Raw genomic sequence first — 21,369 nt, forward strand, 5'->3', positions numbered from 1 at the left:
AAAAGCGTTTGTAGCGCATGTGAATATTATAATCAAAGGCAAAAAACATGCACCGTTATCGCAGTCATCATTGTGCGGCTCTTCGTAGATGTGATGTAGGAACACAAGTTCGTCTTTCAGGATGGGTTCATCGTGTTCGTGATCATGGAGGGATTCTTTTTGTGGATTTACGTGATCATTTTGGAATCACACAAATTGTTGCTGACCCTGCTTCACCAGCTTTTAAAGTTATTGAAAAAGTGCGTTCTGAATGGGTTATTCGTGTGGATGGGGAGGTATGTGCTCGTTCTGATGAGGTTATTAATGCAACGCTTCCAACAGGTGAGATTGAAATTTTTGCACAAGAGGTAGAAATTCTTTCAAAATCTGATGAGCTTCCTTTACCGGTTTTTGGTGAGCCTGATTATCCAGAAGATATTCGATTAAAATATCGTTTTCTTGATTTGCGTCGGGAGACTATGCACAAAAATATCATGCGTCGGACTGAAATTATTGCAGCTATGAGACGGGCTATGCAAAATAATGGTTTTACGGAATTTACGACGCCACTTTTGACAGCTTCATCGCCGGAAGGGGCGCGTGATTTTTTAGTTCCAAGTCGTGTTCATCAGGGAAAATTTTATGCGTTACCGCAAGCGCCACAGCAATATAAACAATTGTTGATGATGTCAGGTTTTGATCGTTATTTTCAGATTGCTCCATGTTTTAGAGATGAAGATCCAAGGGCCGACCGTCTTCCTGGTGAATTTTATCAATTAGATGTTGAAATGAGTTTTGTTGAGCAAGAAGATGTTTTAGCAACTATGGAACCTATTATGCGTTCTATTTTTGAAGAATTTGCGGATGGAAAAACTGTGACACAAAGCTTTCCTCGCATTTCTTATGATGAAGCAATGCGAAAATATGGTTCTGATAAGCCTGATTTGCGTAATCCGATCATTATGGAAGATGTTTCTCAGCATTTTTATAATTCTGGTTTCAAAGTCTTTGCTCAAATTTTAGCGAATGATGAGAATGCACAAGTGTGGGCTATTCCAGCTAAAACGGGTGGAAGTCGTGCTTTTTGTGATCGTATGAATGTATGGGCACAAGGCGAGGGGCAACCAGGACTTGGCTATATTTTCTGGCGTGAAGAAGAAGGAAAATTTGAAGGAGCAGGGCCTATCGCCAAAAATATTGGTGAACAGAGGACTGAAGCAATCCGTATACAGCTTGGGCTTGAAAGTGGGGATGCCTGTTTTTTTGTAGCTGGAGACCCTAAAAAATTCGCATCTTTTGCTGGAGCAGCACGCACAAAGGTAGGGGAAGAATTAGATCTTCTTGATAGAGATAGTTTCTCTTTGGCGTGGATTGTTGATTTTCCATTTTTTGAATGGAATGAAGATGAAAAAAAGATTGATTTTGGACATAATCCTTTTTCCATGCCTCAAGGGGGAGAAAATGCCCTTGCCTGTCAAGATCCTCTTACTATTAAAGCTTTTCAATATGATCTTGTTTGCAATGGTTATGAAATTGCATCAGGTGGAATTCGTAATCACTTACCAGAAATGATGCTTAAAGTTTTTGAACTTGTAGGACTTTCTAAGGAAGTTGTGAAAGATCGTTTCGGTGGTCTTTATCGTGCATTCCATTATGGGGCTCCGCCACATGGTGGCATGGCTGCGGGAATCGACCGCATCATTATGCTGTTGCAAGGTGTTAAAAATTTGCGTGAAGTTGCTTTATTCCCTATGAATCAACAAGCACTTGATCTTTTGATGAGTGCTCCGTCTGAGGTTTCTCCTACACAATTACGTGATTTAGGAATCCGCATGGCTCCTACTCATAAAAATAGTTCATAAAGTTGGTTGTGGATTGTTGTCATCTTTCTACATAAAGTGAAGCGTTGATGCTTCTCTATGGGGTCAGTGTGTGTACTATTTGTAAAAATTGAGATAAACAAAAAATGCTGTTGTTTTGATTTTTTATGAGGGTATTATTTTTAAAAAAATATCTCTCAATGCTGTCAATTGTGTTTTACGATGCTTTTTCGTATGAAAGGTATAACTATAAAAGCCTCATGAGTGATATAAAAATCGTTGTGTAGCACTATCTTTACTAATAATCACCGTTTTACTTTCTAGATTTCAATTATTGATAGTTCTTGTAAGCAAATGGGTTTATAAGAGGTATTTTTCTTCCTTTCTTCATATAGAAGCTTTTCCGCTTATGATAAGCGGGGAAATGTTTGTGATTGATTGATTGTAAGAAATGAGAGAATTCTACAATATTCTGGAGTTTCATTTAAGTTGTAAAAAAATTAATTATCTTTATATATCAATATATTATTTATTTTGAAAATGTCAGTTTCTCTATTTAACACTGAAAAAATGATTTACTTTCTTTGTTATTTATCACTTAAAGAGGATATTTAAAAAGTTTTCGATAATGTATGAAGTATTTTCATATACTGCTTAGGACAAGAGGGAAGAACATGTATAAATTTTTCAAATTGATATAATTTTCTGTTCATGTTTTAATTGCAGCACTTATTTTTATGTCGTTGACTTTTAATAAAAAAGTCGACTCATAAAGGGTTGTTTTAAATAAATCCTATAAAATAACTTTTTATTATTGTGGGAACTTTTGTTCTAATATTATGTCTGATAAAATGAATTTACCTTTTGATAAAGAACATATTGAGCCAATAGAATTACGTTCTGCTTTACAGGAACGTTATTTGGCTTATGCGCTTTCTACGATTACGCACCGTGCATTGCCTGATGTGCGTGATGGGTTGAAGCCTGTCCATCGGCGGATTGTTCACGCGATGCGGCTTCTCAAACTAAATCCTGGACAGTCTTATGCGAAATGTGCGCGGATTGTCGGTGATGTCATGGGAAAATTTCATCCTCATGGGGATGCATCTATTTATGATGCTTTGGTGCGCTTGGCTCAAAGTTTTGCAGTTCGTTATCCGTTGGTTGATGGACAAGGCAATTTTGGCAATATTGATGGTGATAATGCTGCTGCCATGCGTTATACGGAAGCACGGATGACTGAAGTGGCAGCATTGTTGCTTGAAGGTATTAATGAAAACGCCATTGATTTTCGTTTAACTTATAATGAGGAAGATGAAGAGCCCGTTGTTTTGCCTGGGGCTTTTCCTAATCTTTTAGCAAATGGTTCATCAGGGATTGCTGTTGGTATGGCAACATCTATTCCACCCCATAATGTTGCTGAGCTTTGTGATGCGGCGCTCCATTTAATTGCACATCCCGATGCACATGATGAGGAATTAAATCAGTTCGTTCTTGGTCCTGATTTTCCAACTGGTGGCATTTTAGTTGAGCCTAAAAAGAGTATTGAGGAATCTTATCGTATTGGTCGGGGTTTTTTTCGCTTGCGTTCACGTTGGCATCAGGAATCTGGTAGCCGTGGTTCTTATGTGATTGTGGTGACTGAAATTCCCTATCAGATTCAAAAGTCACGTCTTATTGAAAAAACAGCAGAGTTACTGCTTGCTCGGCGATTACCAATGCTTGAGGATATCCAAGATGAATCAGCAGAAGATATCAGAATCGTGCTGGTTCCTAAAAATCGGTCGGTTGATCCGGAGCTCCTTATGGAGTCTCTTTTTAAATTGACTGACTTTGAAGTAAGATTTCCCCTTAATCTGAATGTTTTGTCTTTGGGAAAAATACCCAATGTCCTTTCTTTGCGAGAAAGTTTGCATCAATGGCTTGAACATCGTCAAGAAGTGCTTATTCGTCGCTCTCATTATCGGCTTGATCAAATTGATAGCCGATTGGAAATTCTCCATGGATATCTTATTGCCTATTTAAATCTCGATGAGGTCATTAAGATTATTCGTGAAGAGGATGAACCTAAAAAGCAGCTTATCAGTCGTTTTGAATTAACAGAAAATCAAGCAGAAGCTATTCTTAATATGCGCTTGCGCTCTTTACGTAAGCTTGAGGAATTTGAAATTCGTAAGGAATTTGAAAGTTTGAAAGCTGAAAAAGAAAAGCTAAAGAATTTGTTAGCTTCTCCTATAAAACAGTGGAAAATAATTTCAGAAGAAATCAAAAAAGTTCGAAACACTTTTGGTCCTGAAACACTCTTGGGGAAAAGACGTACGACGTTTGAAGAGGCACCAAGACATGATCTTGATGATATTCAACAAGCAATGATCGAAAAAGAACCGGTTACTATTGTTATTTCTGAAAAGGGGTGGGTGCGTGCTTTAAAGGGGCATTTAAACGATTATAAAGCACTTTCTTTTAAAGAAGGAGACAGTTTAAAGTTAGCCTTTCCAGCATTTACGACCGACAAGATTGTGCTGATCAGTACGGGGGGAAAGTTTTTTGCTATTGGTGCAAATAGTTTACCTGGAGGGCGGGGACATGGTGAACCTATTCGTCTTTTAGTTGATATGGACGATGAGCACGATATTTTTACAGCTTTTGTGCATCATGCAGAGGGAAAATTGCTCTTGGTTTCGTCTCATGGAAATGGCTTTATTGTCCTTGCTTCAGAAGTGATCGCCAATACACGAAAAGGAAAGCAAGTGATGAATGTCAAATCTCCTGATAAGGTGAAACTTTGTGTTCCGGTAAATGGTGATCATGTTGCTGTGGTCGGTGAAAACCGTAAAATGCTTATTTTTTCTATTGAACAAATACCAGAAATGAATCGCGGTAAAGGTGTTCGTTTACAGCGTTACAAAGAGGGTGGCATTGTTGATGCCAAAACTTTTAATTTATCAGAAGGTTTAAGTTGGCAAGATACAGCTGATCGAATCTTTAACCGCCAAGCTGATGATCTCATTGAATGGATGGGAACGCGTGCGGGCGTCGGGCGTTTGGTTCCAAGGGGATTTCCAAAATCGGGAAAATTTATCAATTAAATTTATTTTATAAACGGGAAAGTGCCGTATGACTTTATGATATGCAATATATTGATTTATAAAGATAACGTATCACTTTTATAGTGAAAGAAAGGCCTAAAGTGTGAGTTTTTTTCTTAATTTTTGTCTTGTTTAGGTTAAAGCAGTAAAAAATATTTGCATGTCATAAGATGAGGGGGGATTGTGTGCATAAAAACTATTGAGGAAAAGAATAAAAATATTTCTTATAGACTGTTTGAAATATAAGAGCTGTTGCAACAATAGGTATGTTTGTTTTTTGTCAGTGATTATATTTTTAAAAACTGGGAATAGTATTATGATGACGATTTGCGTCTTTATTAAGTAAAGATACTGCTATTCAATGATTTTTATACAGTTCACTGTTTTTTTAACCTTATATCATTCATGAATGTTGTCGTGAAATGATTTGAGAAGTTTATTTTTAAAACAAACATGTGAATGTTCAGCACAAGAATGTCCTATTTTATATTATAGGCATTTCCTTATTGTTCAAGAGAGATATTATTAATTGTCTCATAAAGCAGTCTTTATTCGTTAGGGTTATTATGATATTGCCTAAAAAGATGACCACGTTCAGCCCATAAAACAAGAAGTATGGCAGTGAGGCTCAGAAAGAAAAATCCTGCTGAGTTTGGGATGGTTGTTTCATCAAATTGTTGGGCAATAAAAAAGCTAAGTCCTGCACCGATAGATGTTTGAAGAAAGCCGGATACAGAAGATGCTGTTCCAGCAATTTCGCCTACAGATTCGAGAGCAAGTGTATTGAAATTGGCCATAATGCCACCACAGGTAAACATTAATATACAATATAACGTCATATAAAAAGGAAAAGGGATAACACCACCTGCTAAGATGGAGCCAATAAACCAAATGCATGAAGTGGCACAAAAGAGCAAAAGCATAGTATGAGCAATACGTCTCATTCCAAGATGTCCGACAAGTCGAGAATTCATGAATGATGAGAAAGCCTGAAATGCAGCACCGATGGCAAATGCGATAGGAAACCAAAAGCCTAAGTTATAAATTCCTTCATAGGTTTGTTGTGATGTATTAACAGCAATAAAAATGCACCCTAAAATGATAGAAGTTGCAAGTGTATAGCAAAGTGTTGTACGATTTGTCACAACAATCCATAAATTGTGTTTGACTGAAGAAAAGGAAAGAGGGCGTTGTTCATGAAGTGTTTCAGGCAAGCGGAATTGAATCCAAATCATCAGCCCGAAACCAATCATTGCCATGAAAATAAAAATATATTGCCAATGTCCGAGTAGTAAAATGACCTGTCCTGTTGCGGGACCAACCATTGGTGCAACAAGAAAAACCATCATAACAATAGACATAACTTCTGCCATTTTTCGACCACTGTAAAGATCACGTACGACGGAAACTGTAAGAACCCGCATAGCAGCTCCTCCAATACCTTGCAAGATACGCAAAATAAGTAAGAGAGAAAAATCAGTTACAAAGGCACAGCCAATCGCCGTAAATGAATAAAAAGCAAGACCAATAAGGATAAGTTTACGTCGTCCATACCGATCGCTTATGGGACCGAAAAATATTTGAGCAATACCATAGCTAATAAGATAACTCGAAATGATATAATGTTGATCATTTTCATTAAGAACATTTAAGCCGTCTAAAATGTTGGGCATAGCTGGCAGCATAATATCAACAGCTATAGCGTTAATAGCCATGAGAGAAGCAATAAGAACAACAAATTCTTTATAGCCAATTTTTTTTCTAATCGCATCACTATGTGTTTGTTCATTGAGTGAATATGACATATGGCATCCTTGAAATAAAAATTTCGTCTGAAAACAGCTCTTTTTAAGAGTCTGAATAAAATGAAAGATACCTATGATTGATTACAGGGAATATTTTTTTCTTTCAAAAGTTCCTGTAACTCATTGTTTTGAAACATCTCTTTAACAATATCACAGCCTCCGATAAATTCACCTTTGATATAAAGCTGTGGAATTGTTGGCCAATTCGAGTAATCTTTAATCCCTTGACGCAATTCGTTAGAAGTTAAGATATTAATCCCTTTATAATTCAATCCTAAATAATCAAGGATTTGAACAACTTGTCCTGAAAACCCGCATTGCGGAGCGTCAGGTGTTCCTTTCATGAATAAAATGACGTCGTTTGTTTTAATCTCGTTGTCAATAAAATCATGAACAGTGGTCATTTTTATCCCTCGATATTTCAGATTTTTATCAGTGTGTAATTTATATTCATACTGTTTTTAATCGTATTAAATGTGTGAATGCAAGAAGAAATTTTAGATTATTTTGGAATATTTGTTTGCAACATTAAGGCATGAAGGTCATTTCCCATATTGCCTTTAAGGGCATCATAAACCATTTTATGTTGTTGAACACGGGTTTTACCACGAAAACTTTCAGAAATAACTTCTGCAGCATAATGTTCTCCATCTCCAGCAAGATCACGAACTATTACAATAGCATCAGGAATACTTTCACGAATAAGCGTTTCAATTGCATGGGCACTCATCGCCATCATTATTCTCCTATGTTATTCATTTTTTTATAAGAGTAGCTATAGCCAAAAGAAACGAAAAAGTCTTTATTTTTCATCCATAAATTGTGGAAACCAGTTTTCATAGGCTTTTGTGAGTTTGTCTATAGAAAGTTTTAGTATTCCATCTATATCAAGTGCATCACCTGCAACGTTACCTAGCTCTATTAAAGAAACTGCACTTATTTGTGCGAGCTCTTTAAGGCTATTGAGTGCTTCAGGTTTGACTGCTAAAAGATAACGTCCTTGGTCTTCTCCAAAAAGTTCTGCATGTTCTGGTGATTGGTTGCTTAATTTTGTTTTGATCCCTTTACCTGCTTTAATGACCATTTCTGCAAGCGCAATCGCTAATCCTCCATCAGAAAGATCATGGGCGGCGTGAACAAAACCACGATGTATGACATCTCGAACAAATTGACCATGCTTTTTTTCAAGTTGTAAATCTACGTGAGGGGGGGCACCTGCATCGATATTTAAAATGTTTCGCGCATAGATTGATTGTCCTAAATGAGAACCGCAATCTCCCACTAAAACAATATAATCTCCATTTTGCATCCCCTTTATTGTTACCATTTTAGACCAATCACCAAGAAGTCCTACACCAGCAATTGTAGGGGTTGGAAGAATAGCTTCTCCATTTGTTTCGTTGTAAAGAGAAACATTGCCTGAAACGATAGGGAAATCGAGGATTCTACAAGCTTCCCCTATCCCTTTAATAGCCAAGACCAGTTGTCCCATAATTTCAGGTTTTTCAGGGTTACCAAAATTGAGATTATCTGTAGCAGCCAACGGCGTTGCACCTGTCGTACTAATATTTCGCCAACATTCTGCGACAGCTTGTTTTCCTCCCTCATAAGGGTCTGCTTCACAATAGCGAGGTGTTACATCAGAAGAAAAAGCAAGAGCACGTTTGCTATTGTTGCCTACACGGATAACGCCTGCATCGCCTCCTGGGCGGATAAGGCTATTTCCTTGGATAAGGGTATCATATTGTTCATAAATCCATCGTCGTGAACTTTGATCAGCAGAATTCAATAAGCTCAAAAGCGCATCACCAAGATTGTTAACTTTTTTGACGTCTTCTGTTTTCAGGAGTGTTTTTTTTGCAGGTTCACTCCAAGGACGGTCATAAACAGGTGCTTCATCACCAAGCTCTTTGATGGGAAGATTAACAACTTCTTTCCCTTGATGAAATACACGGAAACGTAGATCATTGGTTGTTTTTCCAATAATGGAAAAATGGAGCCCCCATTTATGAAAAATTGCTGCTGCTTGCTTTTCTAACTCTGGTTTAAGAACCATGAGCATACGCTCTTGGCTTTCAGAAAGCATCATTTCATAGGCTGTCATGTTTTCTTCACGAACGGGAACTGCATCAAGATTAAGCTGTATTCCTAGATTGCCTTTTGCACCCATTTCAACGGCAGAAGAGGTGAGACCTGCAGCTCCCATATCTTGAATAGCAACCACAGCTCCAAGTTCCATGAGCTCTAAACATGCTTCAAGAAGACACTTTTCTGTAAAAGGATCACCGACTTGAACGGTTGGACGTTTTTCACTGATTGAATCATCGAATTCAGCAGAAGCCATTGTTGCTCCACCGACACCATCTCGCCCTGTTTTTGCCCCAAGATAAACAACAGGGAGTCCGATGCCTTGCGCTTTAGAATAAAAAAGGGCGTCTGTCTTTGCAATACCGGCTACAAAAGCGTTAACAAGGATATTGCCATTATAACGCTCATCAAAATTTACTTCTCCACCAACCGTTGGAACGCCAAAAGCATTGCTGTAACCACCAATACCAGAAACAACACCGGAAACAAGATGGCGTGTTCGTGGATGATCAGGAGCGCCAAATCGCAATGCATTCATAGCGGCGACAGGACGGGCTCCCATTGTGAAGACATCACGTAAAATACCACCAACACCTGTTGCTGCACCTTGATAAGGTTCAATATAAGAAGGATGGTTATGGCTTTCCATTTTAAAAACCACACATTCCCCTTCACCAATATCAACAACGCCAGCATTTTCACCAGGCCCTTGAATGACACACTTTCCTTCTGTTGGAAGAGTTTTTAGCCATTTTTTAGAGGATTTATAAGAACAATGTTCGTTCCACATTGCAGAAAAAATTCCTAGTTCAGTAAATGTTGGCTCTCTACCGATTAACGTCAGGATACGTTGATATTCATCTTCTTTTAGCCCGTGTTGTGCAATGAGCTCTGGTGTAATAGTGATGTTATCGCAAGGCTTCATGAGTATTTATCCGTTAAATTAACTGAAATTTAGCATTTTAGTTTCTATCTAGCAGCTATTATAAGCAATAATGTTGTTTAATAATAAAAATATTCATAGACCGTAAGCTGAAGATTTTATTCGTTTGTTTGATGGGATTTAAGACCAAAAACGATCTTAAATAATTATGTATTTAGAAAATAATATCCATTGTTGTTTGTGAATAATTCCGTTCATGGATTTACGACGCAAGATATAGACCTTTGTTTTTTATAATTATGGAGCACAAGAATTTTGCGGCATCATCCATTTGCTAACTCTAAAGCACTTTGAAAAAGTAAACGACCGTCAACACCTCCATGAGCGGGTTCAATAAAGTTTTCAGGATGAGGCATCATACCAAGAATATTACCAGCTTTATTAACAATACCAGCAATATCTTTCATTGAGCCATTAGGATTTGTATTTTCTGCATAACGAAAAACAATTTGTTGATTATCTTCCATTTTTTTTAATGTTTCACTATCAACAAAATAATTCCCATCGTGATGGGCAACGGGACAACGAATAATTTGTCCTTTAGAATAATATCGAGAAAATTTTGTCTTGGCGTTGACGACTTCAAGTTTGATTTCACGACAAACAAATTTTAAAGAAGCGTTACGCATTAAAGTACCGGGTAATAATCCAGCTTCCAACAAAATTTGAAATCCATTACAGATCCCTATTATTGTAGTCCCTTCTTGTGCTTTTTCACGAATGGCCTTTAAGATAGGGGTTCGCGCTCCAATAGCGCCACACCTTAAGTAGTCGCCATAAGAAAAACCACCAGGAATAATAATAACATCTACATCTGGAATTGTTGTTTCTGTTTGCCAAATTTTTAGTGGTTCAACTCCCGTTATATGATGTAATGCTGCAATCATATCTCGGTCACGATTTAATCCAGGAAGTTGAATGATAGCAGTTTTCATGAGCGTTCCACTTAAAGAAGTTCGATTGTATAATTTTCGATGACAGTATTTACGAGTAACTCTTCACACATCTGGTTAAGTTTTTTCTTTGCGCTTTCAGAAGGTAGATCATCAAGAACAATATCAAAAACCTTTCCTTGACGAATGGAATGAATGCCCTCGAAAGCTAAACTTTTTAAAGCACCAACAATTGCTTCTCCTTGTGGATCAAGAACGCTTTCTCTTAAAGTAACTGTAATGCGTGCTTTCATTTTTTGCTTCCTGTTGTTAAAAGAACCTCTCCTTTGAAGAGGGGGTATTTATATAAGGTGATAATATTTTACCTTGTTTTTATTTTACGAGAACGGGACCACTTGGTCGTGTAGGTTCATTTTCATTCATAATACCAAGACGTTTGGCAACTTCTTGATAGGCATTAATAAGCCCACCCATATCACGACGAAAACGGTCTTTATCCATTTTTTCTTGTGTGTGCATATCCCATAGTCGTGCAGAATCAGGAGAGATTTCATCAGCAAGAACAATGCGCATTGTTTCATCTTCCCACAGGCGACCAAATTCCATTTTAAAATCAATTAATTGGATGTTAACACCGGCAAAAAGCCCAGAAAGAAAATCATTAATACGAATTGAAAGTTGCATGATATCTTCTATCTCTTGTGGGACAGCCCACCCAAAAGTTGTGATATGTTCTTCCGTTACCATAGGATCATCGAGAGAATCATTTTTATAGTAGAATTCAATGATGGATTGCGGAAGCGGGGTTCCTTCTTCCAGTCCTAAACGCTTAGCAAGAGAGCCGGCAGCAACATTGCGAACAACAACTTCCAACGGAATGATTTCCACCGCTTTAATAAGCTGTTCGCGCATGTTTATACGTTTGATAAAATGTGTTGGGATGCCCAAACGTCCAAGATGGCTAAAAATATGTTCCGAAATTCGGTTGTTTAAAACCCCCTTTCCATCGATAATTTCATGTTTTTTTGCATTAAAGGCAGTTGCATCATCTTTAAAAAACTGAATATAAGTCCCTGGTTCAGGTCCTTCATATAAAATTTTAGCCTTGCCTTCATAAATACGGTGGCGACGATTCATCATGATTCTCTATTTATCTTGAGAGGTTTTTAATAACATTGATAAATGATACTATCCTAATTGATAGAATTTCTCAATGATATTGCTATGATACTTTTATAATTTTTGTCATTACACGTTTATCCAAAGGTGAAGATACATAAGCGGTGAGAAAGAAGATCATCTCTTTTGGATCAAATTTTTGCAAGAAAGTGAGAGAGGACCATAAGCCCTTCAGGCCAAGGTCCGTGTCCGGATTCTGCGTTAATATGGCCAGAATACCCAGCATCAACAAAGAGTGATCCCCAATCATTGGCAATTTTTTCTGCTACTGAAAATTGACAAAACTCATCGTTGCGACTGGCTATGACAATAGAAGGAAAAGAAAGCTTTTGGCGATGATAGGGGCCAAATGTCATTAAATGTTTGGGACGTATTTTTTCATTGGCGACATCTGGAGGTGCAACAAAGAAAGCGCCACAAATTTTTTCTGTATTTTGTACAGTTGCATGAATAACACTGGGAACTCCTAATGAATGAGCAATAAGCATAACAGGCCTTTGAGCTTTTGCGATGGCGGTTTTAACTTTGTTAACCCACTCTTCACAAACAGGCTTTGACCAATGGAGTTGTTCAATGCGGCGGGCTGTCGACAATTTTTTTTCCCAGCGTGTTTGCCAATGATCTGGACCAGATCCTTTGTAGCCAGGAACAATAAGAATATCGAGTTGATTTGCTTTCATAAATTGTTTTCTTTGTTACAACAGATTTTTGATCATAGGTGGAATGGATTTTGGTTTTCTATGTCGCTTTATTGTTCTTCAAAAACACGTTTAAAAATCGTATTTATATGTTTGGTGTGGTAAGAAAGATCAAATTTTTCGCGAAGTTCTTCTTCACTTAAAGCTTTGGTAACATCTTTGTCGTTGAGGAGTTCTTCTAAAAAATCTTTTCCTTGTTCCCAAACTTTCATCGCATTTCGTTGTACAATCCGATAAGAATCTTCACGACTAATCCCTGCTTGTGTGAGTGCTAAAAGAACCCGTTGTGAGTGAACAAGACCGCGGAATTTATTGAGATTTTTTTGCATATTTTCTGGATAGACAATGAGATTTTCAATGACAGATGTGAGGCGAGAAAGAGCAAAATCAAGTGTAATCGTCGCATCTGGAGCAATATAACGCTCAACAGATGAATGGGAAATATCACGTTCATGCCAAAGAGCTACATTTTCCATGGCGGGGAGTGCAAATGCACGTACCATACGGGCTAGTCCAGTTAAATTTTCTGTTAAAACTGGATTACGTTTATGAGGCATTGCCGATGAACCTTTTTGCCCAGGTGAGAAATGTTCCTCTGCTTCAAGAACTTCTGTTCGTTGTAAATGGCGTATTTCTATTGCTAGCCTTTCAATAGAGGAAGCAATAACACCAAGTGTTGCAAAAAACATAGCATGACGATCTCTTGGTATTACTTGGGTGGAAACCGGTTCAGCACGCATCCTCAAGGCTTTTGCTACATGTTCTTCAACGCGTGGATCGATATTAGCAAAAGTTCCTACAGCTCCTGAAATCGCGCAAGTAGAAATTTCTTCTCGTGCGGCAAGAAGACGTTTGCGACAACGGGAAAATTCAGCGTATGCAAGAGCAAACTTGATTCCAAAAGTTGTCGGTTCAGCATGAATGCCATGACTCCGCCCAATGGTGATTGTTTCTTTATGCTCAAAAGCACGTCTTTTTAATGCTTCAAGAAGTTGATCTATATCCTCTAGCAAAATATCACTCGCACGCATCAATTGAATGTTCAGCGTTGTATCGAGAACATCAGATGATGTCATACCTTGGTGGATAAAACGTGCTTCTGGTCCAATGAATTCAGCGAGGTGGGTTAGAAATGCGATAACATCATGTTTGGTAATTGCTTCAATTTCATCAATGCGATTGACATCAAATTTAGCTGCTGCCCCTTTTTCCCAAATGACTTTGGCGGCTTCTTTCGGAATAATCCCTAAGTGAGCAAGGGCATCACAGGCATGGGCTTCTATTTCAAACCAAATACGATATTTTGTTTCGGGAGACCAAATTGTTACCATTGCAGGGCGAGAATAACGTGCGATCATCATTTTTTTCCTTGTTGTGAGAGGATTGCGGCTTGGCGCAATGCACTAATACGTGTTTTGTAAAGCTCTTTATTTCCATCTTTATAAATTGCAGAGCCTGCGACAAATACATTTGCACCAGCTTTTGCAGCTATCCCAATTGTATCAACGGTGATACCACCATCAACTTCAAGGTCAATAGGGCGGTTTGCAATCATGCTTTTAACGCGCTTAATTTTATCTTTTATTTCTGGAATAAAACTTTGTCCACCAAAACCGGGATTGACCGTCATGATGAGAATGAGATCTAATTGATCAAGCAAATATTCAAGCATATGTTCAGGGGTGCTTGGATTGAGTGCGATTCCTGCTTTTTTCCCCATTTTTTTGATTGTTTGGAGTGAACGATGAAGATGTGGACCTGCTTCAGCATGAATAGTTATAATATCTGAACCTGCTTTTGCAAAAGCTTCTAAATAAGGGTCTACTGGTGCGATCATCAGGTGGACATCAAATATTGCTTTTGTTAATGGGCGCAGAGCTTTGACGATTTCAGGACCAAAGGTGATGTTAGGAACAAAGTGCCCATCCATAATATCAAGATGAAGCCAATCTGCACCAGCATCAACAACATCTAACATTTCTTGTCCAAGTTTAGAAAAATCAGAAGCCAAGAGAGAAGGTGAAATGAGATGAGCATGGGGCATTAAAATCTCCTTAGATTGGCAGTTTTTATCATATCGCTGTGTATACACAAATATTTTTTGTGTTATGACGGAAAAGAAAAAATATGTATTATAGGTCTTTTTATGGAAAGATCGCTTGAAATTTTAAAGCTTTATAAGTGAAAGATATGTCGAATCATAAAACATATTTGATGCCTGAACTTCAACATAAACATACTATTGCGGTTTCTTCCCAAGAATATCGAGATGCCATGAGTCTTTTTGCAGGAGCTGTGCATATTGTGACAACAAATGGTATTAAGGGAAGACGCGGGGTGACTGTTTCGGCGTGTTGTTCTTTATCTGATAATCCTCCAACCCTTCTTGTTTGTCTTATGCGTCATAATTTAAAGAATCAGGTGTTTATGGAGAATGGAAATTTTTGTGTTAATAGCTTGGCAGGAAAACATCGCTCATTAGCGGATGTTTTTTCGAGGCGTTGCAATTCTACACAAAATGAGCGTTTTGATGTTGCTCAATGGGGAGCTTTGCAAACGGGGGCGCCTAGTCTTTCAGACGCTCTAGCGTCGTTTGATTGTCGTTTGATTTGTTGGCACGAACACGCAACTCATTGTGTTTTGATTGGTGAGGTTGTTGCAATTAACTGTAATAAAGAAAAAGATGCTCTGATGTATTTGAAACGTGAATATCACACTTTGCCTTTATAAAGATTTTATTTTTTTGCATTGATGAAATGATTTATTGTTGCTTCATTTAGATTTTAAACAATGTAGAGAGTAGGGGAGAGATGGCTCTGATATCTGATTTCCTTCTTTTTAAGGTTTTTCAATAAGCGAGAAAAATGATTCTGGATGAGATTTAATCAAGAGTTCAATCTACATAAAAAAGCGATAAAACCTAAACAGTGCATTTAGATATATTCGTTGATTGTTATGAAAAAACATTTTACTCTTGTGTTGATGGGTATTGCACAATATATAGACCGCACATAGCATATGTGGAGGTTTTTTATTGCATGAGCGAAGAGATTGATGGTCAATATCGCCCTAGTGAAGATGAGCCTTTTATGAATGAGCGGCAAAAGGCGTATTTTCGTGCTAAATTGGTTTCTTGGAAGAATGATATATTAAAAGAAGCTCGTGAGACTTTGGAAAATTTGCAGGAAGAGAATGTTGGTCAACCCGATTTGACTGATCGGGCTTCTTGTGAAACTGATCGTACAATCGAATTACGTGCTCGTGATCGTCAGAGGAAACTTATTTCAAAAATAGATGCTGCTTTAGAGCGCATTGATAATGGGACATACGGTTTTTGTGAAGAAACCGGCGAACCCATTAGTATAAAGCGTCTTGAGGCTCGGCCGATAGCCGTTTTGTCATTGGAAGCGCAAGAACGTCACGAACGACGTGAAAGAGTTTATCGCGATGATTAAGGTAAGGTTATTAAGATGATAAACAAACGAAATTCGTGGTGATAAAATTGTATATTTTTATTTTTGAGGGGTAGGAATGAATAAAGATGGTTCTTGCCGCCCCTCAATTTCGGCGGTGATGGCTGAATCTTTTACCGCTTGATTCGTAAAAGGAGAGGGACTTTTATCCGATATATCGTTTCTTTCTGTAGGGGTGGAATTTAGATGTGTGTGTGTTTCTCTCTTTTGTATTTTGGATGTACCGGTAATATCGGATTCTACAACCATATCTGTTAATCCACCAATAAGGAGCAAATGTTCTTTATTATCGCAACGGATTAAAACAAGGCGGCGTGCTCGATCTATAGAAATTACTTCACATAATGCTAATCGCGATAGGCTTTTTTTTCTATTAATGTTGAATCTTCTTGTATTTAAACGGCGTAAAAATACGATAATTATGGTAATAGCTGCGATTGTTATTAAAAAAATCAAAAAGCTTATCGTTATGTTTGCCGCAGATACACCTATTTGCTCTGATAACCAGATATACATAGATTTTCTCCCATTTTGTATGGAAATATTATTTTTTATTGAGATAAATTTATAAACATACCCTCAAAAGGTTCACTTATAACGTAAGAAATAAACTTTTGAATATTAAGCGATCTTATCTTAGATAATATCATAGTATATACTTTATAACAACATAACAACGAATATAAAGGAAGTTTTGTGACATAAGAAATAGCTATAAGCTAAGGCAAAGAGAGATGGATAAAGATTTTGAGAATAATGAAAGATCAGCGTCTTCGTTTCATCGGAGAGTTGTTATTTTTGGTGTTGTTTTTGTATTAGGTTTTCTTTTCATTGTGGGTATTTTAGGTTTTTTTTATACACAAAACTATTTGCAACAGGCGATATCAATATCTTTTTTGATTCTAGCAATGATCGGTGTTGCAACACTCGTTTTGTGTGGAATGGGAATTTTAAGATATCATGTATGGTCGCATGAAGATTTTGATTTTAGCATCTTTAATAGGAGCGATGATGCAATTGTAATCTCTGATCTTTCTGGTTTTGTTTATTATTCTAATCAAAACTATCGAAAAATTCTGACCTATAGGCCTGAAGTGTCTTGTTATAGGGTTATTGCGGATCTTCCAGGAGCTGGTGCCCTCTCGTACCGCTTAAAGGTTGCAGCCTGTAATAATCTTGCAGCGCAAGAGGAATTAAGAGTAGAACAGCCAATTTTTACCGATTCTACACCAAAAAAGTCTGTTTGGTATAATATTTCCATTCAACCTATCACAAAACAGAAAAAAAAGCTTTTATTTTGGCGTATTACTGATATTTCGCACTTACAACAAACGCGAGAAGTTTTTTTCTCGAACCTTCAAGAGGCTATCAATCACTTGGATCAAGCTTCTATTGGTTTTGTATCCGTTAATAGACAAGGAACTATTCTTTATGCCAATGCGACTTTTGCAGAATGGTTTTCAATTGATTTAGCTAATTTCTCAATTGGTCAATATAATTTTGATTTGTTATTTGATAGCGTTGGCGCTAAGAGCTCATGGAGTGATATCTGTTTACAAACCAACAGATATCAAAGTTCAGGTTACTCTTTACCTTATAGGCTTTCGTTATGTTTAAATTCACACACGACTTGTGAGAAAATATTCCATTGTCTTATATCTGTTTCTTCTCTCTTAGAAGAGGAGGCTATTTATCGTATTGTGATCATTCCACAACAAATACAAAAAGAAGAGGACGATCAATTAAAATTACCCCGTATATTAGGAGAATATTTTGATGCGAGTCCTTTTGCAATAGCCGTGGTGGATCATGCAGGGCAATTGGTTCATATGAATAAAGCTTTTTCATTACTCACGGGATGTATGGACAAAGCTGTCAATTTTTATGATGTTATTTCTCGTCGTGATTGTGTGCAGTTAGAGCGTTCTTTTCAGAGAATTGCAACAAATAAAAATTATTTTGTTTCTCTAGAAACTGTTTTAGAAAAAAATGAAGAATGCCATTTACGGCTCCATATTATGTCTGTACCGCCCTATCATGGTGATGTATTGCAAGATTTGCTTATTATCTCTGTGATTGAAACAACCGAACAAAAAACTCTTGAAGATAAAATGATGCAAAGTCAGAAGATGCAAGCTGTAGGACAATTAGCTGGCGGCATTGCTCATGATTTTAATAATGTTTTAACAGCAATTTTAATGTCGTGTGATCTTCTTTTAAATACGCATCGTAGTTCTGATCCTGCTCATGCTGATCTGATCAATATTAAAAATAATGCTAATCGTGCAGCTGCTCTTGTACAGCAATTATTAGCTTTTTCTAGAAAGCAAACACTTCGACCTGAAGAAGTTGATTTTACAGAGTTTTTATCAGACATTCGCAATCTTATTTTACCACTTTTGGGTAATAATATTCAGTTAAAAATTATTCATGGAAGAGATTTGTGGAGCGTTGAAGTTGATCAAGCATCTTTTCAGCGTGTTATTATGAATTTGGTTATTAATGCGCGTGATGCCATGTTAGATGGAGGTATTGTTACGATTGCGACAAATAATATTACAAAGCAACAAAGTGCTGAATTTAATCATCTTGGATTAGCAATTGGCGAGTATGTGCAATTGATTATTTCAGATACAGGAGCTGGTATATCTGCTGCTATACAAGAAAAAATGTTTGAGCCATTTTTTACAACAAAAGAAGTTGGAAAAGGAACAGGACTTGGTTTATCAATGGTTTATGGAATTATCAAGCAGAGCGGTGGGTATATTTATTGTGAAAGTAAAGAAGGTGAAGGAGCAACATTTCATATTTTTCTTCCCCGTTATATCCCCAATATAAAAGGAGAAATTTCTCAAAAGGTTGAAAAAGATGAAGAGAAAGATAAAAATATAGACTTAACAGGATCTGCGACTGTTTTATTGGTTGAAGATGAAGATGCGGTCAGAATGGGGGGGGTAAGAGCTCTTCAAATGAGAGGATATACGGTTTTAGAGGCTGCAAGTGGGGTGGAAGCACTCTCTATTCTTGAGGAACAAAAAGGAGATGTTGATATTATTGTTTCCGATGTGGTGATGCCAGAAATGGATGGGCCCACTTTATTGAAGGAAGTCCGTAAAAACTATCCTGGTATCAAATTTCTTTTCGTTTCTGGATATGCAAAAGATGCTTTTGCTAAAAATCTTCCACAAGATGCTGTTTTTGGTTTTTTATCTAAACCTTTTACACTCAAACAGTTAGCTGTAATAGTTAAAGAAACACTTTCGTCATGAGCAAAAATTTATGCAATAGAAAAAGTGCGTATTTTAAGATTTTTTAGGCTAAATACGAGAGCATTTTGATAAATAGAGCTTATGATAATGTCATAGAATTAAATAAAGAAGAAGAATTTTGAAAATGAAATAAAATTCAAAAAAATCACATGTTTTGTGCAAAAATTTATTGAAGAGATGGGCTCTATTATGTCAACATTTCATAGAGATTTTCAATTGTAGATACTGAGCAGAAACTATGTGTAAAGCATTGAAATATGCTGATTAATAGATTGTTGATACACTCAAAAAGATAAAAGCTGTTGTTGCGTATCTATCATTTTGCTCTTTCCTTCAATAAATGCTTTTAAGGCTTCGGGGTAGAGTTTATGCTCTACTTTAAGAACTCTTTCTGCTAAGCGCTCAGCAGTATCATGGGGATAGACTGGAACGGCTGCTTGGGCAAGGATTTTTCCTGCATCCACGTCTTCTGTAACAAGATGAACAGTGCAACCCGTAATTTTTACACCTGCTTGTAAAGCTTTTTCATGTGTGTTTAAGCCTTTAAATGAAGGCAAAAGAGAAGGATGAATGTTTAAAATTCGTCCTTCATAAAGTTTTACAAAACGTGGTGAGATAAGGCGCATATACCCTGCAAAGCAGAGAAAATCTGGTTTATATTGATCTAAAATCGTAAAAATATTTTCTTCATGCTCTTCTTTTGTTTTGTAAACTTTACGATCAACAATATGAATGGGTAAGTTATGATTTTGTGCCTTTTCAATACCATTTGCACGCGGATTATCGCAAATAACAGCGACAATTTCAGCAGGATATTCCGTTTGTTGGCTTGCTTGAGCAAGGGCGACCATATTCGAACCATTACCAGAAATAAAAACGACAATTTTTTTTTTCATAAATTCAGTACCCCTTTATAAAGTATTCCTTTATTTTGATCTTGGCGTTTTATTAAAATGCCAAGTGGAGTTACAGTTTCTCCTTTTCTTTCAAGAGCTTGTGTAATTGCTTCAGCTGCATGCTGTGCTACGATAATGATCATGCCAATACCACAATTGAATGTTCTTAACATTTCTGTTTCTTCTATTTTACCTTGTTTGGCAATCCATGAAAATACTGCTGGAACATTGATGGTAGAAAGATTAATTTCAGCGCAGAGAGAAGATGGAAGGACACGTGGAATATTTTCAGGAAAGCCTCCACCCGTAATATGAGCAAGAGCTTTAATCCCTTCATATTTTCGCATGATGGGAAGAAGCGATTTTACATAAATGCGTGTTGGTGTAAGAAGTGCTATACCAAGGCTGTTTTCAGGGGAAAAAGGGGCAGGGTCATTCCATTTGAGATAATTTTGCTGGATGATTCGTCGAACAAGCGAAAAGCCATTGGAATGAATTCCAGAGGAGCTTAGACCTAATATAACATCACCTTCTATCAAATCTTTTGAAGGGAGTAGCTTGCTGCGTTCGCATGCTCCTACAGCAAAACCGGCTAGATCATAATCTCCCTCTGCATACATTCCTGGCATTTCTGCAGTTTCTCCTCCAATAAGAGCAGCACCGGCTTGTTTACATCCTTCTGCAATACCAGAAACAATCGCAGCCCCTTGTTCAGGGTCGAGCTTTCCAGTTGCAAAATAATCCAGAAAAAAAAGCGGTTCAGCTCCTTGTACAAGTAAATCATTGACACACATAGCAACGAGATCAATACCTACAGTATTATGGTGACCTACTTCGATAGCAATTTTTAATTTTGTTCCCACTCCATCATTGGCTGCTACGAGGATAGGATCTGTAAAGCCAGCGGCTTTTAAATCAAAAAGGCCACCAAACCCACCAATTTCTGCATCTGCTCCGGCTCGTTTTGTAGCGCGTATAAAGGGTTTGATTTTTTCTACCATGGCATTACCCATATCGATGTTTACACCGGCTTTTGCGTAGGTAAGGCCGACTTTGGATTTATTCTTTATAAGATCTTGATTGCTCATTGGAGCCTTCCTTTAATGGAAAATCAGGTTTTGATATTATGCAATGCCATGATAGAGTTCTCTCTGCAAGAGATATTGATAAGAAAATAAGCAACTTTTCTTGTAGCTTATTTTGAAGTTGTTTATAATTCTTTGTGAAGTTTTTTTTA

At 37.2% G+C, this 21,369-nt stretch carries 18 protein-coding genes; 5 read left to right on the plus strand and 13 right to left on the minus strand.

Annotated elements, in window-relative coordinates; all coding sequences use genetic code 11:
• Positions 1 to 47: 47 nt before the first annotated feature.
• A complete protein-coding gene (aspS, locus tag ACFIMW_RS03905) occupies positions 48 to 1,841 on the plus strand; it encodes an aspartate--tRNA ligase (RefSeq protein WP_375608317.1) in 1,794 nt (597 codons plus the stop codon).
• 797 nt (positions 1,842 to 2,638) lie between these two features.
• A complete protein-coding gene (gene parC / locus ACFIMW_RS03910; protein WP_375608316.1) occupies positions 2,639 to 4,888 on the plus strand; it encodes a DNA topoisomerase IV subunit A in 2,250 nt (749 codons plus the stop codon).
• A 548-nt stretch (positions 4,889 to 5,436) separates the two neighbouring features.
• Here parC and ACFIMW_RS03915 read toward each other — a convergent pair.
• The 10 genes from ACFIMW_RS03915 to rpe form a co-directional block, all read right to left on the minus strand.
• Positions 5,437 to 6,693: a multidrug effflux MFS transporter gene (locus ACFIMW_RS03915; protein WP_375608315.1), complete on the minus strand. Its 1,257-nt coding sequence runs from the start codon at positions 6,691 to 6,693 to the stop codon at positions 5,437 to 5,439.
• A gap of 71 nt (positions 6,694 to 6,764) precedes the next feature.
• Positions 6,765 to 7,097, minus strand: coding sequence for a Grx4 family monothiol glutaredoxin (gene grxD, locus ACFIMW_RS03920; protein ID WP_375606638.1), 333 nt, complete (start codon positions 7,095 to 7,097; stop codon positions 6,765 to 6,767).
• Between the two features lie 98 nt (positions 7,098 to 7,195).
• A complete protein-coding gene (locus ACFIMW_RS03925) occupies positions 7,196 to 7,429 on the minus strand; it encodes a BolA/IbaG family iron-sulfur metabolism protein (protein ID WP_375606724.1) in 234 nt (77 codons plus the stop codon).
• A gap of 66 nt (positions 7,430 to 7,495) precedes the next feature.
• Positions 7,496 to 9,706, minus strand: coding sequence for a phosphoribosylformylglycinamidine synthase subunit PurL (purL, locus tag ACFIMW_RS03930; protein WP_375608314.1), 2,211 nt, complete (start codon positions 9,704 to 9,706; stop codon positions 7,496 to 7,498).
• A gap of 281 nt (positions 9,707 to 9,987) precedes the next feature.
• Positions 9,988 to 10,659: a phosphoribosylformylglycinamidine synthase subunit PurQ gene (gene purQ, locus ACFIMW_RS03935; protein WP_375608313.1), complete on the minus strand. Its 672-nt coding sequence runs from the start codon at positions 10,657 to 10,659 to the stop codon at positions 9,988 to 9,990.
• 11 nt (positions 10,660 to 10,670) lie between these two features.
• Entirely contained in the window at positions 10,671 to 10,910 is a 240-nt protein-coding gene (purS, locus tag ACFIMW_RS03940) for a phosphoribosylformylglycinamidine synthase subunit PurS (protein WP_375606635.1), read from the minus strand.
• A gap of 79 nt (positions 10,911 to 10,989) precedes the next feature.
• Positions 10,990 to 11,754 carry a phosphoribosylaminoimidazolesuccinocarboxamide synthase gene (gene purC / locus ACFIMW_RS03945; protein WP_375606723.1) on the minus strand — a complete coding sequence of 255 codons (765 nt, stop codon included), beginning with the start codon at positions 11,752 to 11,754 and terminating at the stop codon, positions 10,990 to 10,992.
• 173 nt (positions 11,755 to 11,927) lie between these two features.
• Positions 11,928 to 12,476, minus strand: a complete 549-nt coding sequence (locus ACFIMW_RS03950) for an RBBP9/YdeN family alpha/beta hydrolase (protein ID WP_375606634.1) — start codon at positions 12,474 to 12,476, stop codon at positions 11,928 to 11,930.
• Between the two features lie 68 nt (positions 12,477 to 12,544).
• Positions 12,545 to 13,852, minus strand: coding sequence for an adenylosuccinate lyase (purB, locus tag ACFIMW_RS03955; RefSeq protein ID WP_375606722.1), 1,308 nt, complete (start codon positions 13,850 to 13,852; stop codon positions 12,545 to 12,547).
• Complete coding sequence (gene rpe / locus ACFIMW_RS03960) at positions 13,852 to 14,538, minus strand: ribulose-phosphate 3-epimerase (protein ID WP_375608312.1); 687 nt, start codon at positions 14,536 to 14,538, stop codon at positions 13,852 to 13,854. Before rpe ends, purB begins: the two co-directional genes overlap by 1 nt.
• A gap of 146 nt (positions 14,539 to 14,684) precedes the next feature.
• On the opposite strand from rpe, the gene ACFIMW_RS03965 reads away from it, so the two are divergent.
• Positions 14,685 to 15,224 carry a flavin reductase gene (locus ACFIMW_RS03965; protein ID WP_375606632.1) on the plus strand — a complete coding sequence of 180 codons (540 nt, stop codon included), beginning with the start codon at positions 14,685 to 14,687 and terminating at the stop codon, positions 15,222 to 15,224.
• A 308-nt stretch (positions 15,225 to 15,532) separates the two neighbouring features.
• Complete coding sequence (gene dksA, locus ACFIMW_RS03970) at positions 15,533 to 15,949, plus strand: RNA polymerase-binding protein DksA (RefSeq protein WP_015856486.1); 417 nt, start codon at positions 15,533 to 15,535, stop codon at positions 15,947 to 15,949.
• 57 nt (positions 15,950 to 16,006) lie between these two features.
• Here dksA and ACFIMW_RS03975 read toward each other — a convergent pair whose 3' ends face one another.
• On the minus strand, positions 16,007 to 16,483 hold the full coding sequence (locus ACFIMW_RS03975) for a hypothetical protein (RefSeq protein WP_375608311.1): 477 nt from the start codon (positions 16,481 to 16,483) through the stop codon (positions 16,007 to 16,009).
• Between the two features lie 218 nt (positions 16,484 to 16,701).
• Between ACFIMW_RS03975 and ACFIMW_RS03980 the strand changes: the two genes are divergently transcribed.
• A complete protein-coding gene (locus tag ACFIMW_RS03980; protein WP_375608310.1) occupies positions 16,702 to 19,236 on the plus strand; it encodes a response regulator in 2,535 nt (844 codons plus the stop codon).
• A 284-nt stretch (positions 19,237 to 19,520) separates the two neighbouring features.
• Here ACFIMW_RS03980 and purN read toward each other — a convergent pair whose 3' ends face one another.
• Together purN and purM are read right to left on the minus strand one after the other, a co-directional pair.
• Positions 19,521 to 20,132: a phosphoribosylglycinamide formyltransferase gene (gene purN, locus ACFIMW_RS03985; RefSeq protein ID WP_375606628.1), complete on the minus strand. Its 612-nt coding sequence runs from the start codon at positions 20,130 to 20,132 to the stop codon at positions 19,521 to 19,523.
• Entirely contained in the window at positions 20,129 to 21,220 is a 1,092-nt protein-coding gene (purM, locus tag ACFIMW_RS03990; protein WP_375606627.1) for a phosphoribosylformylglycinamidine cyclo-ligase, read from the minus strand. The genes purN and purM overlap by 4 nt, the downstream gene beginning before the upstream one ends.
• Positions 21,221 to 21,369 lie beyond the last annotated feature (149 nt).

It is taken from the genome of Bartonella sp. AC329YNZD (genome assembly GCF_042196685.1).
Lineage (GTDB): Bacteria > Pseudomonadota > Alphaproteobacteria > Rhizobiales > Rhizobiaceae > Bartonella.